Origin of the sequence: Halostella salina (assembly GCF_003675855.1) — an archaeon.
Lineage (GTDB): Archaea > Halobacteriota > Halobacteria > Halobacteriales > Natronoarchaeaceae > Halostella > Halostella salina.
Genome location: NZ_RCIH01000004.1, coordinates 189,311 through 208,839, shown reverse-complemented (window position 1 = coordinate 208,839; position 19,529 = coordinate 189,311). Strand labels below are relative to the sequence as shown.

Annotated in this window: 17 protein-coding genes; 12 read left to right on the top strand and 5 right to left on the bottom strand. The window is 71.3% G+C overall.

Going from position 1 to position 19,529, the window contains the following annotated elements:
- The first annotated feature begins 102 nt into the window (after positions 1-102).
- From dapA to D8896_RS09540, 10 genes are all read left to right on the top strand, one after another.
- On the top strand, positions 103-1,026 hold the full coding sequence (gene dapA, locus D8896_RS09585; protein WP_121821871.1) for a 4-hydroxy-tetrahydrodipicolinate synthase: 924 nt from the start codon (positions 103-105) through the stop codon (positions 1,024-1,026).
- Positions 1,023-1,802 (top strand): 4-hydroxy-tetrahydrodipicolinate reductase, encoded by a 780-nt coding sequence (dapB, locus tag D8896_RS09580; protein WP_121821870.1) that lies wholly within the window; start codon positions 1,023-1,025, stop codon positions 1,800-1,802. The genes dapA and dapB overlap by 4 nt, the downstream gene beginning before the upstream one ends.
- On the top strand, positions 1,799-2,641 hold the full coding sequence (locus tag D8896_RS09575; RefSeq protein ID WP_121821869.1) for a 2,3,4,5-tetrahydropyridine-2,6-dicarboxylate N-succinyltransferase: 843 nt from the start codon (positions 1,799-1,801) through the stop codon (positions 2,639-2,641). The genes dapB and D8896_RS09575 overlap by 4 nt, the downstream gene beginning before the upstream one ends.
- Positions 2,638-3,888 (top strand): diaminopimelate decarboxylase, encoded by a 1,251-nt coding sequence (lysA, locus tag D8896_RS09570; RefSeq protein WP_121821868.1) that lies wholly within the window; start codon positions 2,638-2,640, stop codon positions 3,886-3,888. The genes D8896_RS09575 and lysA overlap by 4 nt, the downstream gene beginning before the upstream one ends.
- A complete protein-coding gene (gene dapF / locus D8896_RS09565; RefSeq protein ID WP_121821867.1) occupies positions 3,885-4,733 on the top strand; it encodes a diaminopimelate epimerase in 849 nt (282 codons plus the stop codon). Before lysA ends, dapF begins: the two co-directional genes overlap by 4 nt.
- A complete protein-coding gene (locus D8896_RS09560; RefSeq protein WP_121821866.1) occupies positions 4,730-5,800 on the top strand; it encodes a M20 family metallopeptidase in 1,071 nt (356 codons plus the stop codon). Before dapF ends, D8896_RS09560 begins: the two co-directional genes overlap by 4 nt.
- Before the next feature lie 51 nt (positions 5,801-5,851).
- Entirely contained in the window at positions 5,852-6,493 is a 642-nt protein-coding gene (locus D8896_RS09555; protein ID WP_121821865.1) for a cyclase family protein, read from the top strand.
- A 91-nt stretch (positions 6,494-6,584) separates the two neighbouring features.
- Positions 6,585-7,508: an ABC transporter ATP-binding protein gene (locus D8896_RS09550; RefSeq protein WP_121821864.1), complete on the top strand. Its 924-nt coding sequence runs from the start codon at positions 6,585-6,587 to the stop codon at positions 7,506-7,508.
- Positions 7,501-8,286 carry an ABC transporter permease subunit gene (locus D8896_RS09545; protein ID WP_121822053.1) on the top strand — a complete coding sequence of 262 codons (786 nt, stop codon included), beginning with the start codon at positions 7,501-7,503 and terminating at the stop codon, positions 8,284-8,286. Before D8896_RS09550 ends, D8896_RS09545 begins: the two co-directional genes overlap by 8 nt.
- A 76-nt stretch (positions 8,287-8,362) precedes the next feature.
- On the top strand, positions 8,363-8,965 hold the full coding sequence (locus tag D8896_RS09540; RefSeq protein ID WP_121821863.1) for a TetR/AcrR family transcriptional regulator: 603 nt from the start codon (positions 8,363-8,365) through the stop codon (positions 8,963-8,965).
- Between the two features lie 14 nt (positions 8,966-8,979).
- Here D8896_RS09540 and purB read toward each other — a convergent pair whose 3' ends face one another.
- Positions 8,980-10,371: an adenylosuccinate lyase gene (purB, locus tag D8896_RS09535; protein WP_121821862.1), complete on the bottom strand. Its 1,392-nt coding sequence runs from the start codon at positions 10,369-10,371 to the stop codon at positions 8,980-8,982.
- A 168-nt stretch (positions 10,372-10,539) separates the two neighbouring features.
- On the opposite strand from purB, the gene purH reads away from it, so the two are divergent.
- Positions 10,540-12,153 carry a bifunctional phosphoribosylaminoimidazolecarboxamide formyltransferase/IMP cyclohydrolase gene (gene purH, locus D8896_RS09530; RefSeq protein ID WP_121821861.1) on the top strand — a complete coding sequence of 538 codons (1,614 nt, stop codon included), beginning with the start codon at positions 10,540-10,542 and terminating at the stop codon, positions 12,151-12,153.
- Between the two features lie 54 nt (positions 12,154-12,207).
- Here purH and D8896_RS09525 read toward each other — a convergent pair whose 3' ends face one another.
- Both D8896_RS09525 and D8896_RS09520 read right to left on the bottom strand, forming a co-directional pair.
- Positions 12,208-12,492 (bottom strand): type II toxin-antitoxin system RelE family toxin, encoded by a 285-nt coding sequence (locus D8896_RS09525; RefSeq protein ID WP_121821860.1) that lies wholly within the window; start codon positions 12,490-12,492, stop codon positions 12,208-12,210.
- Entirely contained in the window at positions 12,482-12,778 is a 297-nt protein-coding gene (locus D8896_RS09520) for a ribbon-helix-helix domain-containing protein (RefSeq protein ID WP_121821859.1), read from the bottom strand. Before D8896_RS09520 ends, D8896_RS09525 begins: the two co-directional genes overlap by 11 nt.
- A gap of 164 nt (positions 12,779-12,942) precedes the next feature.
- Here D8896_RS09520 and folP point away from each other — a divergent pair, with 164 nt between their 5' ends.
- Positions 12,943-15,378: a dihydropteroate synthase gene (gene folP, locus D8896_RS09515; RefSeq protein ID WP_121821858.1), complete on the top strand. Its 2,436-nt coding sequence runs from the start codon at positions 12,943-12,945 to the stop codon at positions 15,376-15,378.
- Here the strand turns inward: folP and D8896_RS09510 are convergent.
- Both D8896_RS09510 and D8896_RS09505 read right to left on the bottom strand, forming a co-directional pair.
- A complete protein-coding gene (locus tag D8896_RS09510) occupies positions 15,375-16,442 on the bottom strand; it encodes a glycosyltransferase family 4 protein (RefSeq protein WP_121821857.1) in 1,068 nt (355 codons plus the stop codon). The genes folP and D8896_RS09510 overlap by 4 nt on opposite strands.
- A gap of 63 nt (positions 16,443-16,505) precedes the next feature.
- Entirely contained in the window at positions 16,506-19,310 is a 2,805-nt protein-coding gene (locus D8896_RS09505) for an FG-GAP-like repeat-containing protein (protein ID WP_121821856.1), read from the bottom strand.
- Positions 19,311-19,529: the final 219 nt, after the last annotated feature.

Genomic DNA, 19,529 nt, shown 5'->3' with positions numbered 1-19,529 from the left:
AACGCGCGTAGGGAGCGCTCGCGGCGGGGTGGCGTCCCGTCCCGGGTGCGCTCGACCGGCATCGCGCGACACCTGCAACCCGACACCAACCACACAGCACCAATGACACACGACATCGATTTCAGCGGCGTCTTCCCGGCGCTCACGACGCCCTTTGACGCGGACGAACGCATCGACTTCGACCAGCTACGCGAGAACGCCCAGTACCTCGAAACCGCGGGCGTCGACGGGGTCGTCCCCGTCGGCTCCACCGGCGAGAGCGCGACCCTGACCCACGACGAACACGTCGAGGTCGTCGAGGCGGTCGTCGACGCCGTCGACGACGTACCGGTGATCGCCGGCACGGGGAGCAACAACACCCACGAGGCGCTGGAACTGTCCGAGCGGGCCGCGGACGCGGGTGCCGACGCGCTGCTTCTCATCTCGCCGTACTACAACAAGCCCGAGCAGCGCGGGCTGGTCGAGCATTACCGGACGCTCGCGGACGCCGTCGACCTGCCACAGATCGTCTACAACGTCCCCTCGCGCACGGGCCGAAACATCGACCCGGACACCGCGGTCGAACTCGCGGCCCACGAGAACGTCGCCGGGTTCAAGGCCGCCAGCGGCGACCTCGGCCAGATCAGCGAGATAATCGAGCGCACCCGCGACGAGGACTTTGCCGTCCTCTCGGGCGACGACCCGCTCACGCTGCCGATGATCTCGGTCGGCGCGACCGGCACGATCAGCGTCGTCGCCAACGTCGAACCCGAGCGCACCTGCGCGATGGTCGGCGCGGCGCTGGCCGGCGACTTCGAGCGCGCCCGCGCCATCCACCACGAACTCGGCGAACTGACCCGCGAACTGTTCGTCGAGACCAACCCCATCCCGGTGAAGGAGGCGATGTCGATCCGCGGGCACGGCTCGCCCGAACTGCGGTCGCCGCTCACCCGGCTCTCGGAGGAACACTACGACTCGCTCGCGGCCACGCTGAACGAACTCGCCGACGAGGACCTGGAGGACGAGTACGCGGAGGTCGAACGGTGACGGTCCGGCTGGCCATCACCGGCGCGACCGGCCGGATGGGCCGGGAACTGATCGCCGAGGCGGCGGGCCGCGACGACGCCGAAGTCTCGCTGGCGGTCAACCGCGATCCGGGCGTCGAGTCGGTCGACGGCGTGGCGGTCCACCCGGCGGCGGACCTGGCGTCGCTGCTCGCCGAGCGCGAGCCGTCGGTCGTCGTCGACTTCACTGGCCCCGAATCGAGCGTCGAGTACGTCGCGGCGGCCGCGGAGGCGGGCGTCCCCGCCGTCGTCGGCACGACCGGGTTCTCCGACGAGCAACTCGACGCGCTCCGGGCGGCCAGCGAGGAGATTCCGGTGCTCAAGGCGGCGAACTTCGCCCGGGGCGTGCAGGCGCTGCTCGACGTGGTCGGCGACGCCGTGGCGAACCTGCCGGGGTACGACGTGGAGCTGGTCGAGACCCATCACAACGCGAAGCGCGACGCGCCGAGCGGCACGGCGAAGTCGATCCTGCGGGAGATCGAAGACGCCCGCGGGGTCGACGACGACCGCCGCGTCCACGGCCGCCAGGGCGAGGCTCCCCGCGAGGACGGCGACATCGGCGTCCACGCGCTCCGGGCCGGCGACGTGACCGGTGAGCACGAGGTGCTCGTCGCGGGCAACAGCGAGGAGGTGCGGCTCACCCACCGCGCCGAGAGCCGGGGCGTGTTCGCGGCCGGCGCGGTCGACGCCGCGGCCTGGCTATCGCAACAGGAATTAGGGTGGTACGACTTCGGCGACGTACTGGAGGGACCACGATGAGTGAATCGACGCTGGAAGCCGAGATAGAGGCCCTGTGGCACCGCTACGAGGACGACGAGATCGACGCCGAGACGGCCGGCGCGGACGCCGCCGACACGCTGGCGGCGTTCCTCGACGCGCTGGAAGCGGGCGAGGTGAGAGCCGCCGAGCAGCGCGGCGGCGAGTGGGAGGCCAACGCGTGGGTCAAGCGCGGCATCCTGCTCAACTTCGGCCTCCGCGAGACGGAGGCCCGGGAGTACGGCGACGTGCGCTACCACGACGTGCTCCCGCTGCGCGACACCGCCGACCTCGGCGCGCGCGGGACGCGCAACACGCCCGACGGCACGACGGTCCGGCGGGGCGCGTACCTCGGCGCGGACTGCATCATGATGAGCCCGAGCTTCGTCAACGTCGGCGCGCACGTCGGCGACGGGACGCTCGTCGACTCCGCCGACACCGTCGGCTCCTGCGCGCAGGTCGGCGAGAACGTCAAGCTCGGCGCGAACACGCTGGTCGGCGGCGTCCTCGAACCCGTCGAGGACGCGCCGGTCATCGTCGAGGACGACGTGTCGCTGGGCGCGGGCTGTCGCGTCACCAGCGGCTTCGTCGTCGGCGAGGGCAGCGTCGTCGGCGAGAACACGCTCCTGACGCCGCGGATCCCCGTGTACGACCTCGTCGAGGAGGAGGTGATCTACGGCGAACTGCCCCCCGAGCGCCGGGCGTTCACCCGCTTCGTCGAGTCCTCGGTCGGCGAGCACGACCTGTTCGACGGCGGCGCGTACAAGCCCGCCGTCGTCGCGACGGGGCTGGAGCAGGAGACGCTGGAGGCGGCGGCCAAGGAGGACGCCCTGCGGGAATGAGCGCGAGCAACCCGGCGGTCCGGCGGCTCGCCGACTGGGACGCGGCGCGGCTCCGCGACCTGCGAGAAACACACGGCAGCCCGCTGTACGTCCTCGACCTCGACCGCGTCCGGGCGAACTACCGCCGGCTGGCCCGGGCGTTCCCGGACGCCGACGTGCGCTACGCCGCGAAGGCAAACACGCTCGGCCGGGTGCTGACGGCGCTCGGCGAGGCCGGGGTTGGCATCGAGTGCGCCTCGGCCGGGGAAGTGGCCCGCGCGCTCGACGCGCTCGAAGGAACGGTCGACGACCCCGGCGAACGCGTCCAGTACACCGCCGTCAACCCGCCGGCCGGCGACCTCGACACGGTCGTCGAACTGTGGCGTGAGTACCCCGGCCTGACGACCACCGTCGGCGCGGCGGACACGCTCGACCGCCTCGCCGAGCGCGGCTACGACGGCCGCCTCTGCGTCCGGGTCAATCCCGGCGTCGGCGCGGGCCACCACGAGAAGGTGTCGACCGGGGCGGAGCCGAAGTTCGGCGTCCCGTACGACCGGGCGACGGACGTACTCGCCGACGCCGCCGACCGCGGGTTCGACGTGGTCGGGATCCACGCCCACGCCGGGAGCGGCATCTCCGGCGACGACCTCGCCGCCCACCGCGAACTCGTCGCCCGGATGGGCGACCTCGCCCGCGACGCGCCGGTCCCGCTGGAGTTCGTCGACGTGGGCGGCGGCTTCGGCGTGCCGTACCGGCCCGAGGAGGCCCCCCTCGACCTCGACGCCGTCGCGGACGCGACCCGCGAGGCGCTCGGTGACGTTGACGCGCAACTCGCGGTCGAACCGGGGCGCTACCTCGTCGCGGACGCCGGCGTGCTGCTGACGGACGTAAACACCGTCAAGGTGACGCCGGAGACGACCGTCGTCGGCGTCGACGCCGGGATGACGACGCTGCTCCGCCCGGCGATGTACGACGCGTACCACGAACTCCGCACCCTCGCGCCGGACGCGGGCGAGCGCGGGACGGTCGCGGCGACCGTGACCGGCCCCATCTGCGAGAGTTCGGACGTGTTCTGCACCGACCGCGAACTGCCCGCGCCCGAGCGCGGCGACACGCTCGCCGTCGGCAACGCCGGCGCGTACGGCTACGAGATGGCGAGCCACTACAACTCCCGTCCCCGCCCCGCGACGGTCACGGTCGAGGGCGGCGAGGCGACGCTCGCCCGCCGCCGGGAGACGCTCGCGGACGTCACGAGGCTCGAAGCATGATACGCTACGAGAAGCTCCACGGCACCGGCAACGACTTCCTGGTCGTCGACGCGGCCGCCGACGTCCCGGACTGGAGCGAGTTCGCCGTCGCCCACTGCGACCGCGAGACGGGCGTCGGCGCGGACGACCCCGACCGGCCGACCGGCGCGGACGGCGTCCTCGTCCTCGACCTGGACGCGACGCCGACCCCGCCCGAGGTGACGATGCGGCTCTACCAGCCCGACGGCGGCACCGCGGCGATGTGCGGCAACGGCGCGCGCTGCGTCGCCCGCTGGGTCGCCGACCGGACGAACGCCCGCGAGGTGGTCATCCACACGCCCGCCGGCACCCGCCGCGCCGAGATCCACGGCGACGAGGTGGCCGTCGAGATGGGCGTCCCGTCGTTCGAGCCGAGCGAAGTGCCCCTCGCCCGCGACGAGCCGCTGGTCGAGGAGCCGGTCGAAGGCCACGTCGTGACGGCGCTCACCACCGGCGTCCCGCACGCCGTGGCCTTCGTCGACGACGTGGACGCTGTCGACCTGGAGACGATGGCCCCGCCGATTCGCCACGCCGACGTCTTCCCCGAGGGCGCGAACGTCAACGTCGCGGCCCGCGAGGGGGACGGGTTCGCCCAGCGCACGTTCGAGCGCGGCGTCGAGGGCGAGACGGACGCCTGCGGCACCGGCGCGGTCGCAGTCGCGGTCGCCGCCCGCCGCCTCGGGCTGACCGACGCCGAGCGCGTCACGGTGTCGCCACCGGGCGGCGAACTGACCGTCCAGGTCCCCGAGACGGGGCCGGCGGTCCTGCGCGGCCCCGTCGAGCGCGAGTTCGACGGCGAACTCCCCGGCACGCCGACCCAGTCATGAGGTTCGACCCGGTCGCCTTCCTCGAACGCGCGGTGCCGATAGACTCGACCGAGGACGTGGACGAGATGCGCGAGCTGCTCGTCGGGACGCTCGCCGACGCCGGCGTCGACGCGACGGTCGACGACGCCGGCAACACGCTCGCAACCCGGGGCTCGGGTAGCCCCCACGTCGTGCTGAACACGCACATCGACACGGTGCCACCACACGTCCCGTTCGAGCGGGACGGTGACACGATCCGCGGCCGCGGGTCCTGCGACGCGAAGGGGCCGCTCGCCGCACTGCTGTCGGCGTTTCTCGCGGCCGACCCCGACGACGGCCGCGTCACGCTCGCCGTCACGCCGGACGAGGAGACGCTGTCGACCGGCGCGGCGGCGCTCGACCTCGACCACGACTACTGCGTCGTCGGCGAGCCGACCGGACTGGACGTGTGCAACGCCGCGAAGGGGCGGTTTCAGGGGACGGTGACGCTCGCCGGCGAGAACGCCCACGCCGCGGAACCCGACGAGGGGACGAACGCGGTGCGGGCGCTGGAGAGCGTCCTCGGGGCGCTGGCGACGTTCGACGAGCGCGACGACGCGCCGCCGACCCACGACGCGCTCGGCGCGGCGACGCTGACGCCCACCATCGTCTCCGGCGGGACCGCGACGAACCAGATCCCCGCGACGAGCGAACTCGTGGTCGACCGCCGGAGCGTCCCGCCGGAGACGGCCGAGGGATTCCGGGCCTCGCTGGAAGCACACCTCCGCGAGGCGGCCCCCGACGACGTGGGCGTCGACTTCGCGCTGACCGACCGCGAGAGCCCCTTCCTCGAAGCGTTCTCCACCCCGGCCGACGACCGGCTGGTGACGGCGCTCGCCGACGCGGCGGGCAGCGACGTGCGCCCCTTCACCGCCGCGACCGAGGCGTCGTACTTCGCCGAGCGCGCGCAGACGGTCGTGTTCGGTCCCGGCGTGCTGGCCGACGACGAGGGTGCGGTCGCCCACGCCGAGCGCGAGTACGTCCGGGTTGGCGAGGTGCAGGCGGCCGCCGACGCCGTCGAGACGGCGCTGGCCACGCTCCTGCGCTGAGCGTCCCCATCCACGGCCACGCTTTTCCCCGCTGTCGCCGACGTGCCGAGCGTGACCCACCGCGACCTCAGCCACCCCGTCGAGACAGGGATGCCGGCGTACCCCGGCGACCCGCCGGTGTCGGTGGAGCCGCACGCGACCGTCGAGTCGGACGGCTACCGCGTCTCGGCCGTCGAGTTTGGTACCCACGCCGGCACCCACGTCGACGCGCCGAGCCACACCGAACCGGACGGCAAGACGATAGACGAGTTCCCGGCCGAGTCGTTCGTCTTCGACGCCGCGCTGGTGGACCTCCGGGGGCTGGACCCCCGATCACCCGTCCGCCCCGCGGACCTGCCCGACCCCGACGCCGAGATGCTCGTCCTCCGTACGGCCTGGGCCGACCGCTGGGGCGAGCCGTCGTACTTCGACCACCCGTACCTCTCCGCGGCGGCCGCCGACTACTGCGCCGAGCGCGGGTATCACGTCGGAATCGATGCCGCCAGCGTCGACCCGTCGCCGACGGGAAACGCAGGGGCGGACGAAACCGAGGGCGTCCCGGCACACCACGCGCTGCTCGGCGCGGACCGGTTCATCGTCGAGAACCTGACGAACCTGTCGGGGCTGCCCGACCGGTTCGAACTCCGGGCGTACCCGATCCGAGTGGCGGACGGCGACGGCTCCCCCGTCCGCGCCGTCGCGGTCGTGGAGTGAGGCGGTCGTGAACCGGGACGGCCGCTGGGCCCGAGCCGTCGAAAGTCTGATGAACGATACATTCATGCGTTCATGAGTCGAACCAGTTCGAATGAGCGCGATCGAGGTGGACGGTCTCACGAAGGACTACGGCGAGGTGGTCGCCAACGACGACGTGACGTTCGACGTGGCCGAGGGGGAGGTGTTCGGCTACCTCGGTCCGAACGGGGCCGGCAAGACGACGACGATACGCACGCTAATGGGCTTCCAGTCGCCCACCGCGGGGGGCGCGACGATGCTCGGCGCGGACGTGCGGGCGGAGGACGAACTGATCGCCGCGAGGGAGCGGATCGGCTACCTGCCCGCGACGCCGTCGTTCGACGAGACGGCGACCGGGCGGCGGGTGCTCGACCTCCACGAGTCGATCAAGGGCGGGCAGCGCCGCGACGAACTGCTGGAGCTGTTCGACCCGCCGCTGGACCGGGAGATCCGCGACTACTCGACGGGCAACGCCCAGAAGCTCGGGCTGGTGCAGGCGTTCATGCACGACCCCGACCTCGTGGTGCTGGACGAGCCGACCTCGGGGCTGGATCCGCTGATGCAGCGGCGCTTCGAGGAGTTCGTTCGCGAGGAGCGCGAGGACGGGATGACGGTGTTCCTCTCCTCGCACGTGCTGAGCGAGGTGCGGCGGCTCTGCGACCGCGTCGGCGTCATCCGCGAGGGCCGCATCGTGACCGTCGAGCGCGTCGCGGACCTGGTCGCCCGGTCGGGCAAGTCCGTCGTGGCGCGTGTCGACGGCGAGGTGGCGGCGGCCGACGTGGCGCTCGCGGGCGTCCACGACCTCGCCGTCAGGGGCGTGCCGACCCCCGAGGGTCGGGACGACCGCGGCCCGGTGACGGAGCTCACCTTCACCTACACCGGCGACGTGAACGAACTCGTCGACTGGCTCGACCGGTTTGACCTGCTGGAACTGGACGTGGAGGAGGCACCGCTGGAGGACGTGTTCATGCGCTTCTACGGTGACGGCGATGCTTGAACTCGCCCGCTACGACGGCCGGAAGCGCCTGCCCGGCGCGGTGGCGATGACCGTCGGCATCGCCGCGCTCACGGCGATGTACGTCGGCCTGTTCCCCTCGATCACGGCGGCGGCGAACCTGGACGAGATCATCCAGGCGTACCCGCCGGCGCTCCGCGAGGCGTTCGACATCCGGACGATGAACACCATCGAGGGCTTTCTCGCGACCCAGCTGTACGCCTTCGCCTGGGTGATCCTGCTCGGCCTCTACTTCGCGTACGCCGCTGCCGGCCTCGTCGCCGCCGACGTGGAGCGCGGGCGGATGGACATGACCCTCTCGCTCCCGGTGTCGCGGAGCCGGGTGGTTCTGGAGAAGTTCGCCTCGCTCGGCGTCCCGCTGGTCGTCGCCAACGCGGCGATGCCGGTCGTCGTGTTCGTCGCCACGCTGGCCATCGGCGAGGAGGTGGCGATGGAGCGCGTGCTGATGGCCCACCTGCTCTCGATGCCGTACCTGCTCGCCTGCGCCGGCATCGGGCTGCTCGCGTCCGTCCTCGTCGACCGCGCCTCGGTCGCCCAGCGGGTCGCCGCCGGCGCGGTGTTCGCGCTGTTCCTCGTGGAGTCCGTGGTGGCGAACACCGACCTCGAACCGCTCGGCGCGCTCTCGCCGACGCGGTACTACGTGCCAAGCGAGATACTCGTCGACGGCACGTACGACTTCACGGGCGCGGCGATACTGCTCGCCGGGACCGCCGCCCTCGTGCTGGCGAGTCGCGCGTGGTTCCGGCGGAGGGACGTGTGACTGTGGTTGGTCCCACTGGGCACCGGTGGTCGCCGATACCGGTGCGGGCGATCACCAATCGGCGAGGGCGAACACTATGAGCGGCTTCAGCGACACCGAGCGCGAGCGGGTCCGCGAGGACCTGCTCTCGGCCGGCCGTGAGCTGTTCGCCCGCCACGGGCTGGCGAAGACGACCGTCGCCGAACTCACCGACCGCGCCGGCATCGCCGACGGGACGTTCTACCGCTTCTTCGACTCGAAGACGGCGCTGTACGTCGCCGTACTGGAGCGGGAGGGCGAGCGGGTCCTGCCGCGGATACTGGCTCCACTCTCCGAGCGCGACGACCCCGAGGCGGCGCTGGTCGGCTTCCTCACCGAGCTGATGGACGAGATAGAGACGAACCCCCTGATCCGGCCGCTGATGGTCGACTCCGACGAACTCGACCGCCTCCGCGACCACCACAGTCCGGCCGAGGCCGAGCAGAACCGACAGGAGTCGGTGGCGTACTTCCTGCCACACGTCCGGGAGTGGTACGAGGCTGGCGCGATCCGCGGGCCCGACCCCGAAACCGTGGCCCACGCGATCCGGGCGGTGTCGATGCTCTCGCTTCACCAGGAGGACGTGGGCGAGGAGCGCTACCGGGAGACCCGCGACGTGGTGATCCGGGCAGTCGCTCGGGGACTGACGGCAACCGAGTGAGCGCGGTCGACGGGCTACCGGCCTGACTCCACGTCGTCGACGAGCGCGTCCGCGACGCCGACGTACGTCTCCGGTGAGAGCGCGCGCAGTTCTTCCCGCGTCGCCTCGTCCACGTCGAGGTCGTCGAACAGATCGCGGAAGTCATCGATCGTCACGTCGCGACCGCGGGTGAGCGCCTTCACGCGCTCGTAGGCGTCGCCGTGGCCCTCGCGCCGGAGGATCGTCTGGACGGCCTCGCCGATGACCTCGGGCGTCGCGCGCAGGTCGTCGCGCATCACCTGCTCGTTGGGGACGACCTTGTCGAGGCCGTCGGCCGCTTTGGTGTAGCCGATCAGACAGTGGGCCAGCGCCGCGCCGATGTTGCGCTTGACCGTCGAGTCCGAGAGGTCGCGCTGGAGCCGCGAGGTGGTGACGTAGTCCGCCAGGAACGAGAGGTCGGAGTTCGCCTTCGAGAGGTTCCCCTCGCTGTTCTCGAAGTCGATGGGGTTGACCTTGTGGGGCATCGTCGACGACCCCGTCTCGCCCTCGGTCGCCTCCTGGCCGAGGTAGCGGTCGCTCACGTACAGCCACACGTCGCGGTCGAGGTCCAGCAGGACGCTGTTCGCGCCACGGAGCGCGTCGAACAGCTCCGCCAGGTCGTCGCAGGGGTTGACCTGCGTCGTCAGCGGCGCGTACTCCATCCCGAGCCCCTCGACGAACTCGCGGGCGAACGCCCGCCAGTCGACCTCGGGGAACGCGGCGTCGTGGGCCGCGAACGTGCCGCTCGCGCCGCCGAGTTTGCCGGATATCCCGTCGAGCGCCCGCCGGATGCGCCCCGTCGCGCGGCCGAGGCGGGCGGCGTAGACGGCCATCTCCTTGCCGAACGTCGTCGGCGTCGCGGGCTGGCCGTGCGTCCGGGCGAGCATCGGGAGGTCGCGGTGCTCGCGGGCCATGTCGGCCAGCGCGTCGCGCACGTCGCGGAGTTCCCCGAGCAGCACCGCCTCGACGGCCGGGCCGACGAGCAGGCGGTGGGCGAGGTTGTTCACGTCCTCGCTGGTCAGCCCGAAGTGGATCCACGGGGCGACGCCCTCGACCCCGTCGGGCAGGTGGTGCCGGATGTAGTACTCGACGGCTTTCACGTCGTGGTTCGTCGCCTCGTACTCGCCGTACCCCTCCGTCTCCAGCTGCTTGATCAGGCGGGCGTCCTCCTCCGCGAAGTCCTTGTACAGCGCCCGCAGCGTCTGTCGCGCGCCGGTGTCCAGCGCCAGCGGCGTCGCGTCCAGGTCCGCCAGCGCGACGAGGTACTCCACCTCGACGCGGACCCGCGCCCGCATCAGCGCGGCCTCGCTCGCGTAGGGAGCCAGCGGCGCGGTTCGGGACGCGTAACGCCCGTCCAGCGGCGACACGGCGTGCAGGGATTCGGTCATGTCCGAGCGTCCCGCGCCGCGGGGCAAAAGGCTACCGGAAGCTGAACGACATAGACGTGGATATATCCGGAGAAACTACCGCCGATAGTTCCAAAAATATGCGCGTCCGTGGATACACAGCCGTCGCGGACCGCAACTCCTTTGCCCGCCGCGCGCCGGAGTCGAGGTATGCAGATCGCAGGCCTCGCCAGCAACCGCGGCCGGAACCTGATGCATCTCGCCGACGAGTCGCCGGGCGGTGCCGACCTCGCCGTCGTCCTGACGAACGACGCCGACGCGCCGGTCCTCGACACGGCCGCGAAGCGCGGCATTCCGACCGAAGTCGTCGAGCGTGCCGAGGGCGAGGGTCGCCGCGCCCACGAGCGCCGCGTCGTGGCGGCGCTGGACGGCTACGAGGTCGACCTCGTCTGCCTCGACGGCTACATGCGCATCCTCTCCGACGAGTTCCTCGACGACGCGCCGACGACGCTGAACGTCCACCCGTCGCTGCTCCCCTCGTTCCCCGGGACGGACGCCTGGGGCGACGCGCTCGACGCCGGCGTCGACGTGACCGGCTGCACCGTCCACGTCGTCACGGACGCCACCGACGGCGACGGCGCGGTGGTCGAGGAGCTGGTCGACGGCGGCCCCGTCGTCACGCAGGAACCCGTTCCCGTCTACGAGGGCGATGACGCCGACGACGTGAAGGAGCGCGTGCTGTATCAGGGCGAGTTCAAGGCGTACCCCCGCGCAGTCGAGTGGTTCGCCGAGGACCGCGTCGCGGTGGACCGCGAGGCCGGCGTCGTCCGCGTCGAGGGTGACGAGGCCGCCGACCTGCCAGCGCGTCGGGTGACGACCGCGGACCGCGCGGCCGACCTGCGCTACGGGGAGAATCCGCATCAGGACGCCGCGCTGTACGCCGACCGGGCCAGCGAGGCGGCGAGCGTCGTCGACGCGCCGCAACTGAACGAGGGCGCGAAGGCGCTCTCGTACAACAACTACAACGACGCCGACGCGGCGCTGGGCCTCGTGAAGGAGTTCGACCGCCCCGCCGCGGCCGTCATCAAGCACACGAACCCCGCCGGCTGTGCCACCGCCGAGACGCTGGCCGACGCCTACGCCGACGCCCTGTCGACCGACGCCAAGAGCGCCTTCGGCGGCATCGTCGCCCTGAACCGCGAATGCGACGCCGCGACCGCCGAGCGCGTCGCCGACTCGTTCAAGGAGGTCGTCGTCGCGCCCGGCTACACCGACGGTGCGCTCGACGCGCTGTGCGAGAAGGACAACCTGCGGGTGCTCGATGTCGGTTCGCTGGACGCGCCCGCCGAGACCCACACGGCGAAGGACCTGACCGGCGGCACGCTCGTCCAGGAGCGCGACCGGCAGGCCCCGACCGCCGACGACCTGGAGGTCGTCACCGAGCGCGAGCCGACCGACGCGCAGGTCGAGTCGATGCTGTTCGCCTGGCAGACGATCAAGCACGTCAAGTCCAACGCCATCCTGTTCGCGACGGGCACCGAGACGGTCGGCGTCGGCGCGGGGCAGGTGTCCCGGGTCGACGCCGTCGAGATCGCGAAGATGAAAGCCGAAAGCGACGCCGAGGGCAAGTCCGCCGACGGCGCGGTGATGGCCTCCGACGCGTTCTTCCCGTTCCCGGACGCCATCGAGGCCGCCGCCGAGGCCGGCATCGAGGCCGTGGTCCAGCCCGGCGGCTCGGTCAACGACGACGACGTGATCGCCGCCTGCGACGAGCACGACATCGCGATGGCGTTCACCGGCAGCCGCGCGTTCCGGCACGACTGAGGCGGTCGCAACTGAGCGGTGACGAAGCTCCGAGCATGACCGGGATCGACGGCTTCAGTCGTCGGCGGTGTAAGCCCCACTTCGATGCTCGATCCGGTGGACTTCGACGACCGATTCGTCGTGGTCGAGGACGCAAGCGACCCGATACTGCCCGACGCGGAGTTTGGAAAACGGGCCGCCGGTAAGCGGTTCGAGGAAGTCGGAGGGGGTTCGCCACTCCGAACTCACGACCTCGTCGAGTTTCGAGACGACGCGGTCCTGAACGTGCGGGTCGAGTCCGTCGAACTGGTCGGCCGCACGTGGTGTGAACTTCCACGTCCAATCGCCGTCACTCGTCATCGGTGCCGCGGTCCATCATCTCGATCACGTCCTCCCGGGACACCAACTCATCGTCCCCGGACCGCAGTTCGTGTTCGCTCGTCGCGATCTGTTTCCAGCCTGCCCGGGAGAAATCGGGATGTTTCACCGCGTCACGGGCGACGTAGCGGAGGAACTCGCTCCGGGAGTTGAACCCCTGTTCCTTCCACGTCGCGTCGATGTCTTCCAGAAATGCCTCGCTCAGGCGAAGGTTGATCTGTACCATCTCCGGGTCGTCGTCGCCGGAGCCGGGTTTCGCGTTGGACATGTACGAGTGCTTTACGCTCGTATATAGAAAAAGCTTCGTAGCCGACAGCGCGATCGATGAGGGACCGGAGCGACGGGCCCCCGACCGATGTATCCCACGCCCGAGGCCCGCCCCCACTCCGGGTTTCGAAGGGCTAAAGCGCGGGGGAACCACACGTCGCAGGTATGGAGTACCACGAGGCGGCGAACTTCCTCTACGACCTGCGGCGGTTCGGTCCGCGCCCCGGGACCGAGTCGACCGCGGACCTGCTCGCCCACCTCGACGTCGGGGACCGCCCGCGGTTCGTCCAGGTCGCGGGCTCGAACGGGAAGGGCAGTACCGCGCGGATGGTCGAGTCGGTCCTCCGGGAGGCGGGGCTGTCGGTCGGGCTGTACACCTCGCCGCATTTCGACGACCTCCGCGAGCGCGTGCAGGTGGACGGCCGGCAGATCCCCGAGGCGGCCGTCGCCGAGTTCGCCGACGCGGTCCGCCCGTACGTCGTCGACCGGGCGGCCGACGGCGAGCCGCCGACGTTCTTCGAGACGATGACGGCGATGGCCGTCTGGCAGTTCGCCCGCCGGGACGTCGACGTGGCCGTGCTGGAGGTGGGGATCGGCGGCAAACTCGACGCGACCAGCGCCGTCGACCCCGTCGCCAGCGCGGTGACGACCGTCTCGCTGGAGCACACGAGCGTTCTCGGCGACACCGTCGGGGAGATCGCACGGGACAAGGCCCACGTCGCGCCGGACGACGCGCCGCTGGTGACGGGGACGACCGGCGAGGCGCTCGCCGCCGTCCGCGAGCAGGCCGGCGACGTGCTGACGGTCGGCGGGCCGGACGCCGACGTGACCGCCGACTACGGCGGCCGGACGAACCACACCGAGGCCGCGGTCTCGCTCGACGGCCCGGACTGGCGCGTCGAGACGCGGCTCCCGGCGCTTGGGGCACACCAGGCGACGAACGCCGGCATCGCCGCGGCGCTGGCCCGGCAGGTCGCCGGCGTCGACGGGGAGATGATCGCCCGGGGACTTCGTGGCGCGCACTGGCCGGGGCGGTTCGAGGTGATCGACGACTCGCCGACGGTCGTCCTCGACGGCGCGCACAACCCCGCCGCCTGCGAGCGCCTCGCCGAGACGCTCGCGGAGTTCGACTACGACGACCTGTACGTCGTCGTCGGCGCGATGCACGAGAAGGACCACCGCGGAATGGCCCGGGCGCTGCCGACGCCTGACGCGGTGACGGCCTGCCGCCCCGCCCTCTCCCGCGCGGCGGACGAAGCGGTGCTCGCTGCCGTCTTCGAGCAGGTGGGGGTCGACGCGGTGGACACCCGTCGGGCCGTCGCCGACGCCGTCGACGGCGCGCTCGACGCCGCCGGCCCGGACGACCTGGTGCTCGTGACGGGGTCGCTGTACGCCGTCGCGGAGGCCCGCCGGCGGTGGACGAGCGCGCCGATACCGAAGACGTTCCGGGACCCAGCCGACGCCCGCGCGGCGCTGGAGAGCGCGAACGTCCCGGAGCCGACCGTTCGACGGCTGGAAACCGAGGGCAGCAGACGGGCCGTGACGCTCCGCGTCCAGCGCCGGCAGGCGGCAGCACTCAAGGAGCGTATGCTGTCACTGGGCGGCGACTGCGCCGTCTCCGGGCTGGCCGACGGGGGCGACGACGGGCGCGTCGTCGACGCCGTGTTGCTGGGGACGCTCGGGACGTTCGAGCGTCTGGTCGAGGGCCTCGACGACGCACCGGACGGGCTCTCGGTCGTCGCTGACGGCCTCAGCGGGGCGCTCGGCATCGGCACGGGCGGGAGCGACGGCACGGGCCGCGGCTACCCATGGGCGGACGGCACCGCGGTGATGGGCATCCTCAACGTCACGCCGGACTCGTTCCACGACGGCGGCGAGTACAACCGCGTCGAGGACGCCGTCCGCCGCGCCGAGGAGCTGGTCGCGGAGGGCGCCGACATCGTCGACGTGGGCGGCGAGAGCACCCGCCCCGGCGCGGACCCCGTCCCGGTCGACGAGGAACTGGACCGCGTCGTCCCGGTCGTCGAGGCGATCGCAGAGATCGACGCGATGATCTCGGTCGACACGCGCCGGGCGAAAGTCGCCGAGGCGGCGCTGTCGGCGGGCGCGGACGTCGTCAACGACGTGACCGGGCTGGCCGACCCGGAGATGCGCTTCGTCGCCGCCGAACACGACGCCCCGCTGGTCGTGATGCACAGTCGGGAGGCCCCGGTCGACCCGACGGCCGACGTGGCGTACGACGACGTGGTCGAGGACGTGATCGCGGAGCTACGGGAGCGCGTCCTGCTCGCCGAGAAGGCCGGTCTCGACCGCGACCAGATCATCGTCGACCCGGGGCTGGGGTTCGCCAAGTCCGCCGCCGAGAGCTTCGAACTGCTCGACCGCGCGGACGAACTCGATGCGCTCGGCTGTCCCGTCATGATCGGCCACTCCCACAAGTCGATGTTCGAGCACGCCGGCTACGAACACGGCGAGCGCGGCGACGCGACGGTGGCGGCGACGGCGCTGGCCGCCGAGCGCGGGGCCGACGTGGTCCGGGTCCACGACGTAGCCGAGAACGTCGCCGCGGTACGGGTCAGCGACGCGACGGACGACGGTTAGAACAGCCCCTTCTCTTCGCGCAGCCCGCGGTACCGGTCGAGGTACGTCTCCAGCACCGCGTCGCGGTCGAACTCCGCGAAGTCGTCGTCGACGTCGAGCCGCGCCAGGTCGCCCGCGTCGACGATAGCGTCTGCCAGTTCCTGCTCGCTGGTCGTCCGGAAGCCGCGCTCGCGGTTCTCCACGAGTTCGTGCGCGCTGGAGTCGGCGTGGTACTCAACGATGCCGACGCAGCCACAGGCGAGCGCCCACAGCAGTTCCGTCGGGAACGCACACCGCGTCGCGGTCTGTGCGAACACGTGGGCGTCGCGGTAGGCGGCGATCCGCGCCTCGCGGTCGCACTCGCCGACGAAGGTGACCCGGTCGTCGATCCGGAGGTCCCGTGCCTGCTGTTCGTACGCCTCGCGCTCCGGGCCGTCGCCGATCACCGTCGCCGTCCAGTCGCGGTCGCGTAGCTCAGCCAGCGCCAGCAGGACGCTCTCCAGATTCGCACCCTCGTCGAGCCGGCGGGCGTACACGACGCTCCCGCCGTCTCCCGGCGGCGTCGCCCGGATCCGGTCGAAGTCGACCGCGTCGGGGACGACGGTCACGTCGTCGCCGTCCGCACCGGCCTCCCGCGCCCACGTCTTGACCGTCCGGGAGGGCGTCACGACGGCGTCCGGCCGGGTGAGCGCCCACCGACGGGTCCGCTCGCTTCCGGCCGCGAGTTCCGCCTCGCCGTACCACTCGGCGACGAGCGGACAGCGCGACAGCGAGGCCCCGACGCTCGCCGCCGTGACTTGCGAGGGCGGGACCGAACCGGCGTGGACCACGTCCGGGCTGATCGACCGGAGGACGACCGGCAGGCGGACGAGAAACGACGTGCCCGCGGTCTCGTCCACGACGACGCCGTGGTACGTGACACCGTCGTCCTCGCGTCGGATCCCCGGCTCGCTCCACCATTTCGCACAGAGCACGTGGACGTCGTGGCCACGGGCGGCGAGCGCCTCCGAGAGGAACTGGAGCCGACGAAGCGCCGCGCTCTCCCGGGTTTGCCACGTCTCCAGCGACACGACCGCGACCCGCATTTGGACTGGGTGACGCAGGGAGCCGTTAAAAATCCCGTTCGTTCAGGACGGGCGATTGTTCCCCTACAGCCGTCTTCGAGTGGCGAGGACGGTACCGGCCGCGAGCGCCAGCAGGGCGCCGAGGTTCGCTAGCGGCAGGCTGTCAAGCGCGCCGTTCTCGTTCTCGGTTTCGGGGGAGAACGCACTCCCGGTCCACTCGTACTTTACCAGCAACGTCTCTCCGGCGGGACACGGATCACCCGGCGTCTGGCCGGCAGCGGCCTGCGTCCCTTGCCCGACAGTCACGCTCCCGCTCCCACCCCCACCGAAGTTTTCGATTAGCTGCCCCGACTTGACGACGACAGTGCTGACCGTGACATCTGATGACCAGGTCGCGGCGATCGGTTCGGAGCTATCGTCGTCCTTGAAGTTCGTCGCCGTCACGCTTGTCGACGCATCACCGGGCGCGGTACCGTCGACACACAGGGCGACGAAGCTGATCGCCGGCTGATCGCTCCCGCCATCCGGCGTCGTGGTGGGCGTGTCCGTCGTGGTTGTCGTCGTATCCGTGGTTGTTGTCGTCGTATCCGTCGTGGTCGTCGTCGTGTCCGTGGTTGTTGTCGTCGTATCCGGAGTGGTGGTTGTCGTCGTGTCCGGCGTTGTTGTGTCCGTGGTTGTTGTTGTCTCCGGCGTGGTTGTGGTGGTTGTAGCCGGCGGCGTAGTCGTCGGCTGAGTCGTCGTAGTGGTTGTCTCCGGTATCGTGGTCGTCGTAGTCGTCTCCGGCGTGGTCGTCGTAGTGGGGGTATCCGTTGTAGTTGTGGTAGTCGTTTCTGGCGGCGTCGTGGTAGTATCCGTCGTGTCCGGTGTCGTCGTTTCTGGGGTCGTCGTGGTCGTCCGCGGCGTCGTCGTGGTAGTATCCGTCGTGGTTGTAGTGGTCGTGTCCGGTGGCGTCGTCGTTCTCGGGGTAGTAGTCGGTTCCCGCGTCGTCGTCGCAGGTGGCGTCGTTGTCGTCTCCCGAGTTGTAGTCGTGTCCGGCGGCGTCGTTTCCGTCGGGGTCGGTGCTGGCGTGATCGTCGTCTTCGGCGGGGTCGTCTCTTGGGTCGTCGTAGTCCTCGTCTTGTCCGGGGTGGTGGTCGGTTCCGGCTGTGTGGTCGTCTCGGCTGGTGCCGTCGTGGTGGCTGGTTCCGTCGTCGTCGCTGGTTCCTCGGTCGTTTCGGTCCGTTTTGTCGTCTTGTCGGGTCCCTCGGTGGTGTCCGCGGGTTGTGCAGCCGTCGTCCCCGTTCCGGGCCGTTCGGTCGTCTTCGGCCGTTCCGTCGTGTCGTCGGGTTCGGTCGTCGTGTCGGTCGCCGCGGCGTCCTCACTGATCGGGCAGTCGCCGTGCACGATGTAGGCCGCACCGCTGTTCTCGCCGGCGCTGTCGTTGCGCGGCGCGCCGACGGCGATGTCCTTGTTGCCGTCGCCGCTGGTGTCGTTCACGTCCGCGAGCGCGGCACCGGCGCGGTCGCCGGGCCCCTCGCCGCGGAGCGTCGCGGCGGCGTCGGCGAGGCTCGACTCCGCGTCGGCGTCGTCGCCGCCGTAGACGACGTAGGCAGCGCCGCTGTTCTCGCCGTTCAGGTCCGCCATCGGCGCGCCGACGAGGAGGTCGGCGTACTCGTCACAGCTCACGTCGCCCGATCCGGCGGACGAGACCGCCCAGCCGGCCATGTCGCCGGCGGCCACCCCACGCAGGCGCTGGTCGGCAGCCGCGAGGTCGACGCTGTCGGGCAGCGAGTCGCTTCCGTGGACGACGTACGCCGCGCCGGCGTTGGTCCCGGCGGTGTCGTTGTACGGCGCGCCGACGATCACGTCGCCGACATTGTCGCCGTTCACGTCGCCCGCGTCCGAGACCGACCAGCCGGCGAGATCACCCTGGCCCTCGCCCCGTAGTTTGGTCGCGTTCGACAGCGACCCGTCGGAGCGGTCGGTGACGAGATAAGCCGCCCCGGCGTTCGGCGCGGTGCTGTTGTTGAACGGCGCGCCGACGATCACGTCTGCCGTCCCGTCGTCGTTCACGTCACCGGCCGTCCCTACGGCGAGCCCGGCGCGGTCGCCCGACGACTCGCCCCGGAGGACGGTGTCGGCGTCGCTCGCCGACAGCATCACGTCGCCGTCGATCCCGAAGACGTACGCGGCACCGGCGTCGGTGCCGGCGGCGTCGCTGCCCGGCGCGCCGGTGACGACGGCGTCCGCGCCGTCCTCGCTCGCGACGGTCGCGACGGAGCGACCGAACTGGTCTCCGGCTTCGTCGCCGACGAGCGTCACGTCGGCATCGGAGAGATTCACCGTCCCCGAGAGGTCCGCCGCGCCGTAGATGACGTACACTGCGCCGGCGTTGTCGCCGCCGGCGTCCTGCAGCGGCGCGCCGACGACGAGGTCGCTGTGCCCGTCGCCGTTCACGTCGCCCGCCGCGACGCTGTACCCGGCCCAGTCGCTTCCGTTGATCCCCTGGATCGTCAGGTCCGCGTCGGCGGCGTCGTACTCGCCGTCGGCGACCGGCCCGTAGAAGAGGTACGCGGCCCCGCTCCGGTTCGCGGGCGCGTCGGCGTACTGCGCGCCCACGAGCACGTCCGCGTTTCCGTCGCCGTTCACGTCGCCGGCGGCGGACACGGCCGATCCGAGCGCCTGGTCGGGCGCGTCGCCGCGGACCGTCACGTCGGTCTCGGAGAGATTCACCGTCCCCGAGAGAGTGCCATTCGCGGGGGCCTGTCCCCCGTCCTGTGCGGGATCGGCCGCCCCGACCAGGTTGGTCCCACTCGCCAGTGTGCCGATCGGGCCGACCCCGACCGCGATCACGCTCAACGTGATGAGAACCGCCAGGCCGACCGCCACGCCTCGGTCGTAGGTAGCCATGACTATGGGATCGAACGCGATTCCGGTCCTTTGTTATAAACCGGCGTACGCACACTGGGTCGGGATTACTGTCGTTCGGCGGATACTGGCGTTGTCGCCACCGTGTTCCGACCCACGTTACTAACAAACAAACGGCGTAACCGCCGACCGATGCGGCCGACGGGGGCGACTTCGGGCGAGTATCCGGCCGACCGGGACGCGGTCGCTGGAACGGTAGGA

Excerpts from the sequence above, each read along its gene's own strand:
- dapA (WP_121821871.1), top strand. The coding sequence starts at position 103 with ATGACACACGACATCGATTTCAGCGGCGTCTTCCCGGCGCTCACGACG.
- D8896_RS09575 (WP_121821869.1), top strand. The coding sequence starts at position 1,799 with ATGAGTGAATCGACGCTGGAAGCCGAGATAGAGGCCCTGTGGCACCGC.
- lysA (WP_121821868.1), top strand. The coding sequence starts at position 2,638 with ATGAGCGCGAGCAACCCGGCGGTCCGGCGGCTCGCCGACTGGGACGCG.
- dapF (WP_121821867.1), top strand. The coding sequence starts at position 3,885 with ATGATACGCTACGAGAAGCTCCACGGCACCGGCAACGACTTCCTGGTC.
- D8896_RS09560 (WP_121821866.1), top strand. The coding sequence starts at position 4,730 with ATGAGGTTCGACCCGGTCGCCTTCCTCGAACGCGCGGTGCCGATAGAC.
- D8896_RS09550 (WP_121821864.1), top strand. The coding sequence starts at position 6,585 with ATGAGCGCGATCGAGGTGGACGGTCTCACGAAGGACTACGGCGAGGTG.
- D8896_RS09545 (WP_121822053.1), top strand. The coding sequence starts at position 7,501 with ATGCTTGAACTCGCCCGCTACGACGGCCGGAAGCGCCTGCCCGGCGCG.
- D8896_RS09540 (WP_121821863.1), top strand. The coding sequence starts at position 8,363 with ATGAGCGGCTTCAGCGACACCGAGCGCGAGCGGGTCCGCGAGGACCTG.
- purB (WP_121821862.1), bottom strand. The coding sequence starts at position 10,371 with ATGACCGAATCCCTGCACGCCGTGTCGCCGCTGGACGGGCGTTACGCG.
- purH (WP_121821861.1), top strand. The coding sequence starts at position 10,540 with ATGCAGATCGCAGGCCTCGCCAGCAACCGCGGCCGGAACCTGATGCAT.
- D8896_RS09525 (WP_121821860.1), bottom strand. The coding sequence starts at position 12,492 with ATGACGAGTGACGGCGATTGGACGTGGAAGTTCACACCACGTGCGGCC.
- D8896_RS09520 (WP_121821859.1), bottom strand. The coding sequence starts at position 12,778 with ATGTCCAACGCGAAACCCGGCTCCGGCGACGACGACCCGGAGATGGTA.
- folP (WP_121821858.1), top strand. The coding sequence starts at position 12,943 with ATGGAGTACCACGAGGCGGCGAACTTCCTCTACGACCTGCGGCGGTTC.
- D8896_RS09510 (WP_121821857.1), bottom strand. The coding sequence starts at position 16,442 with ATGCGGGTCGCGGTCGTGTCGCTGGAGACGTGGCAAACCCGGGAGAGC.
- D8896_RS09505 (WP_121821856.1), bottom strand. The coding sequence starts at position 19,310 with ATGGCTACCTACGACCGAGGCGTGGCGGTCGGCCTGGCGGTTCTCATC.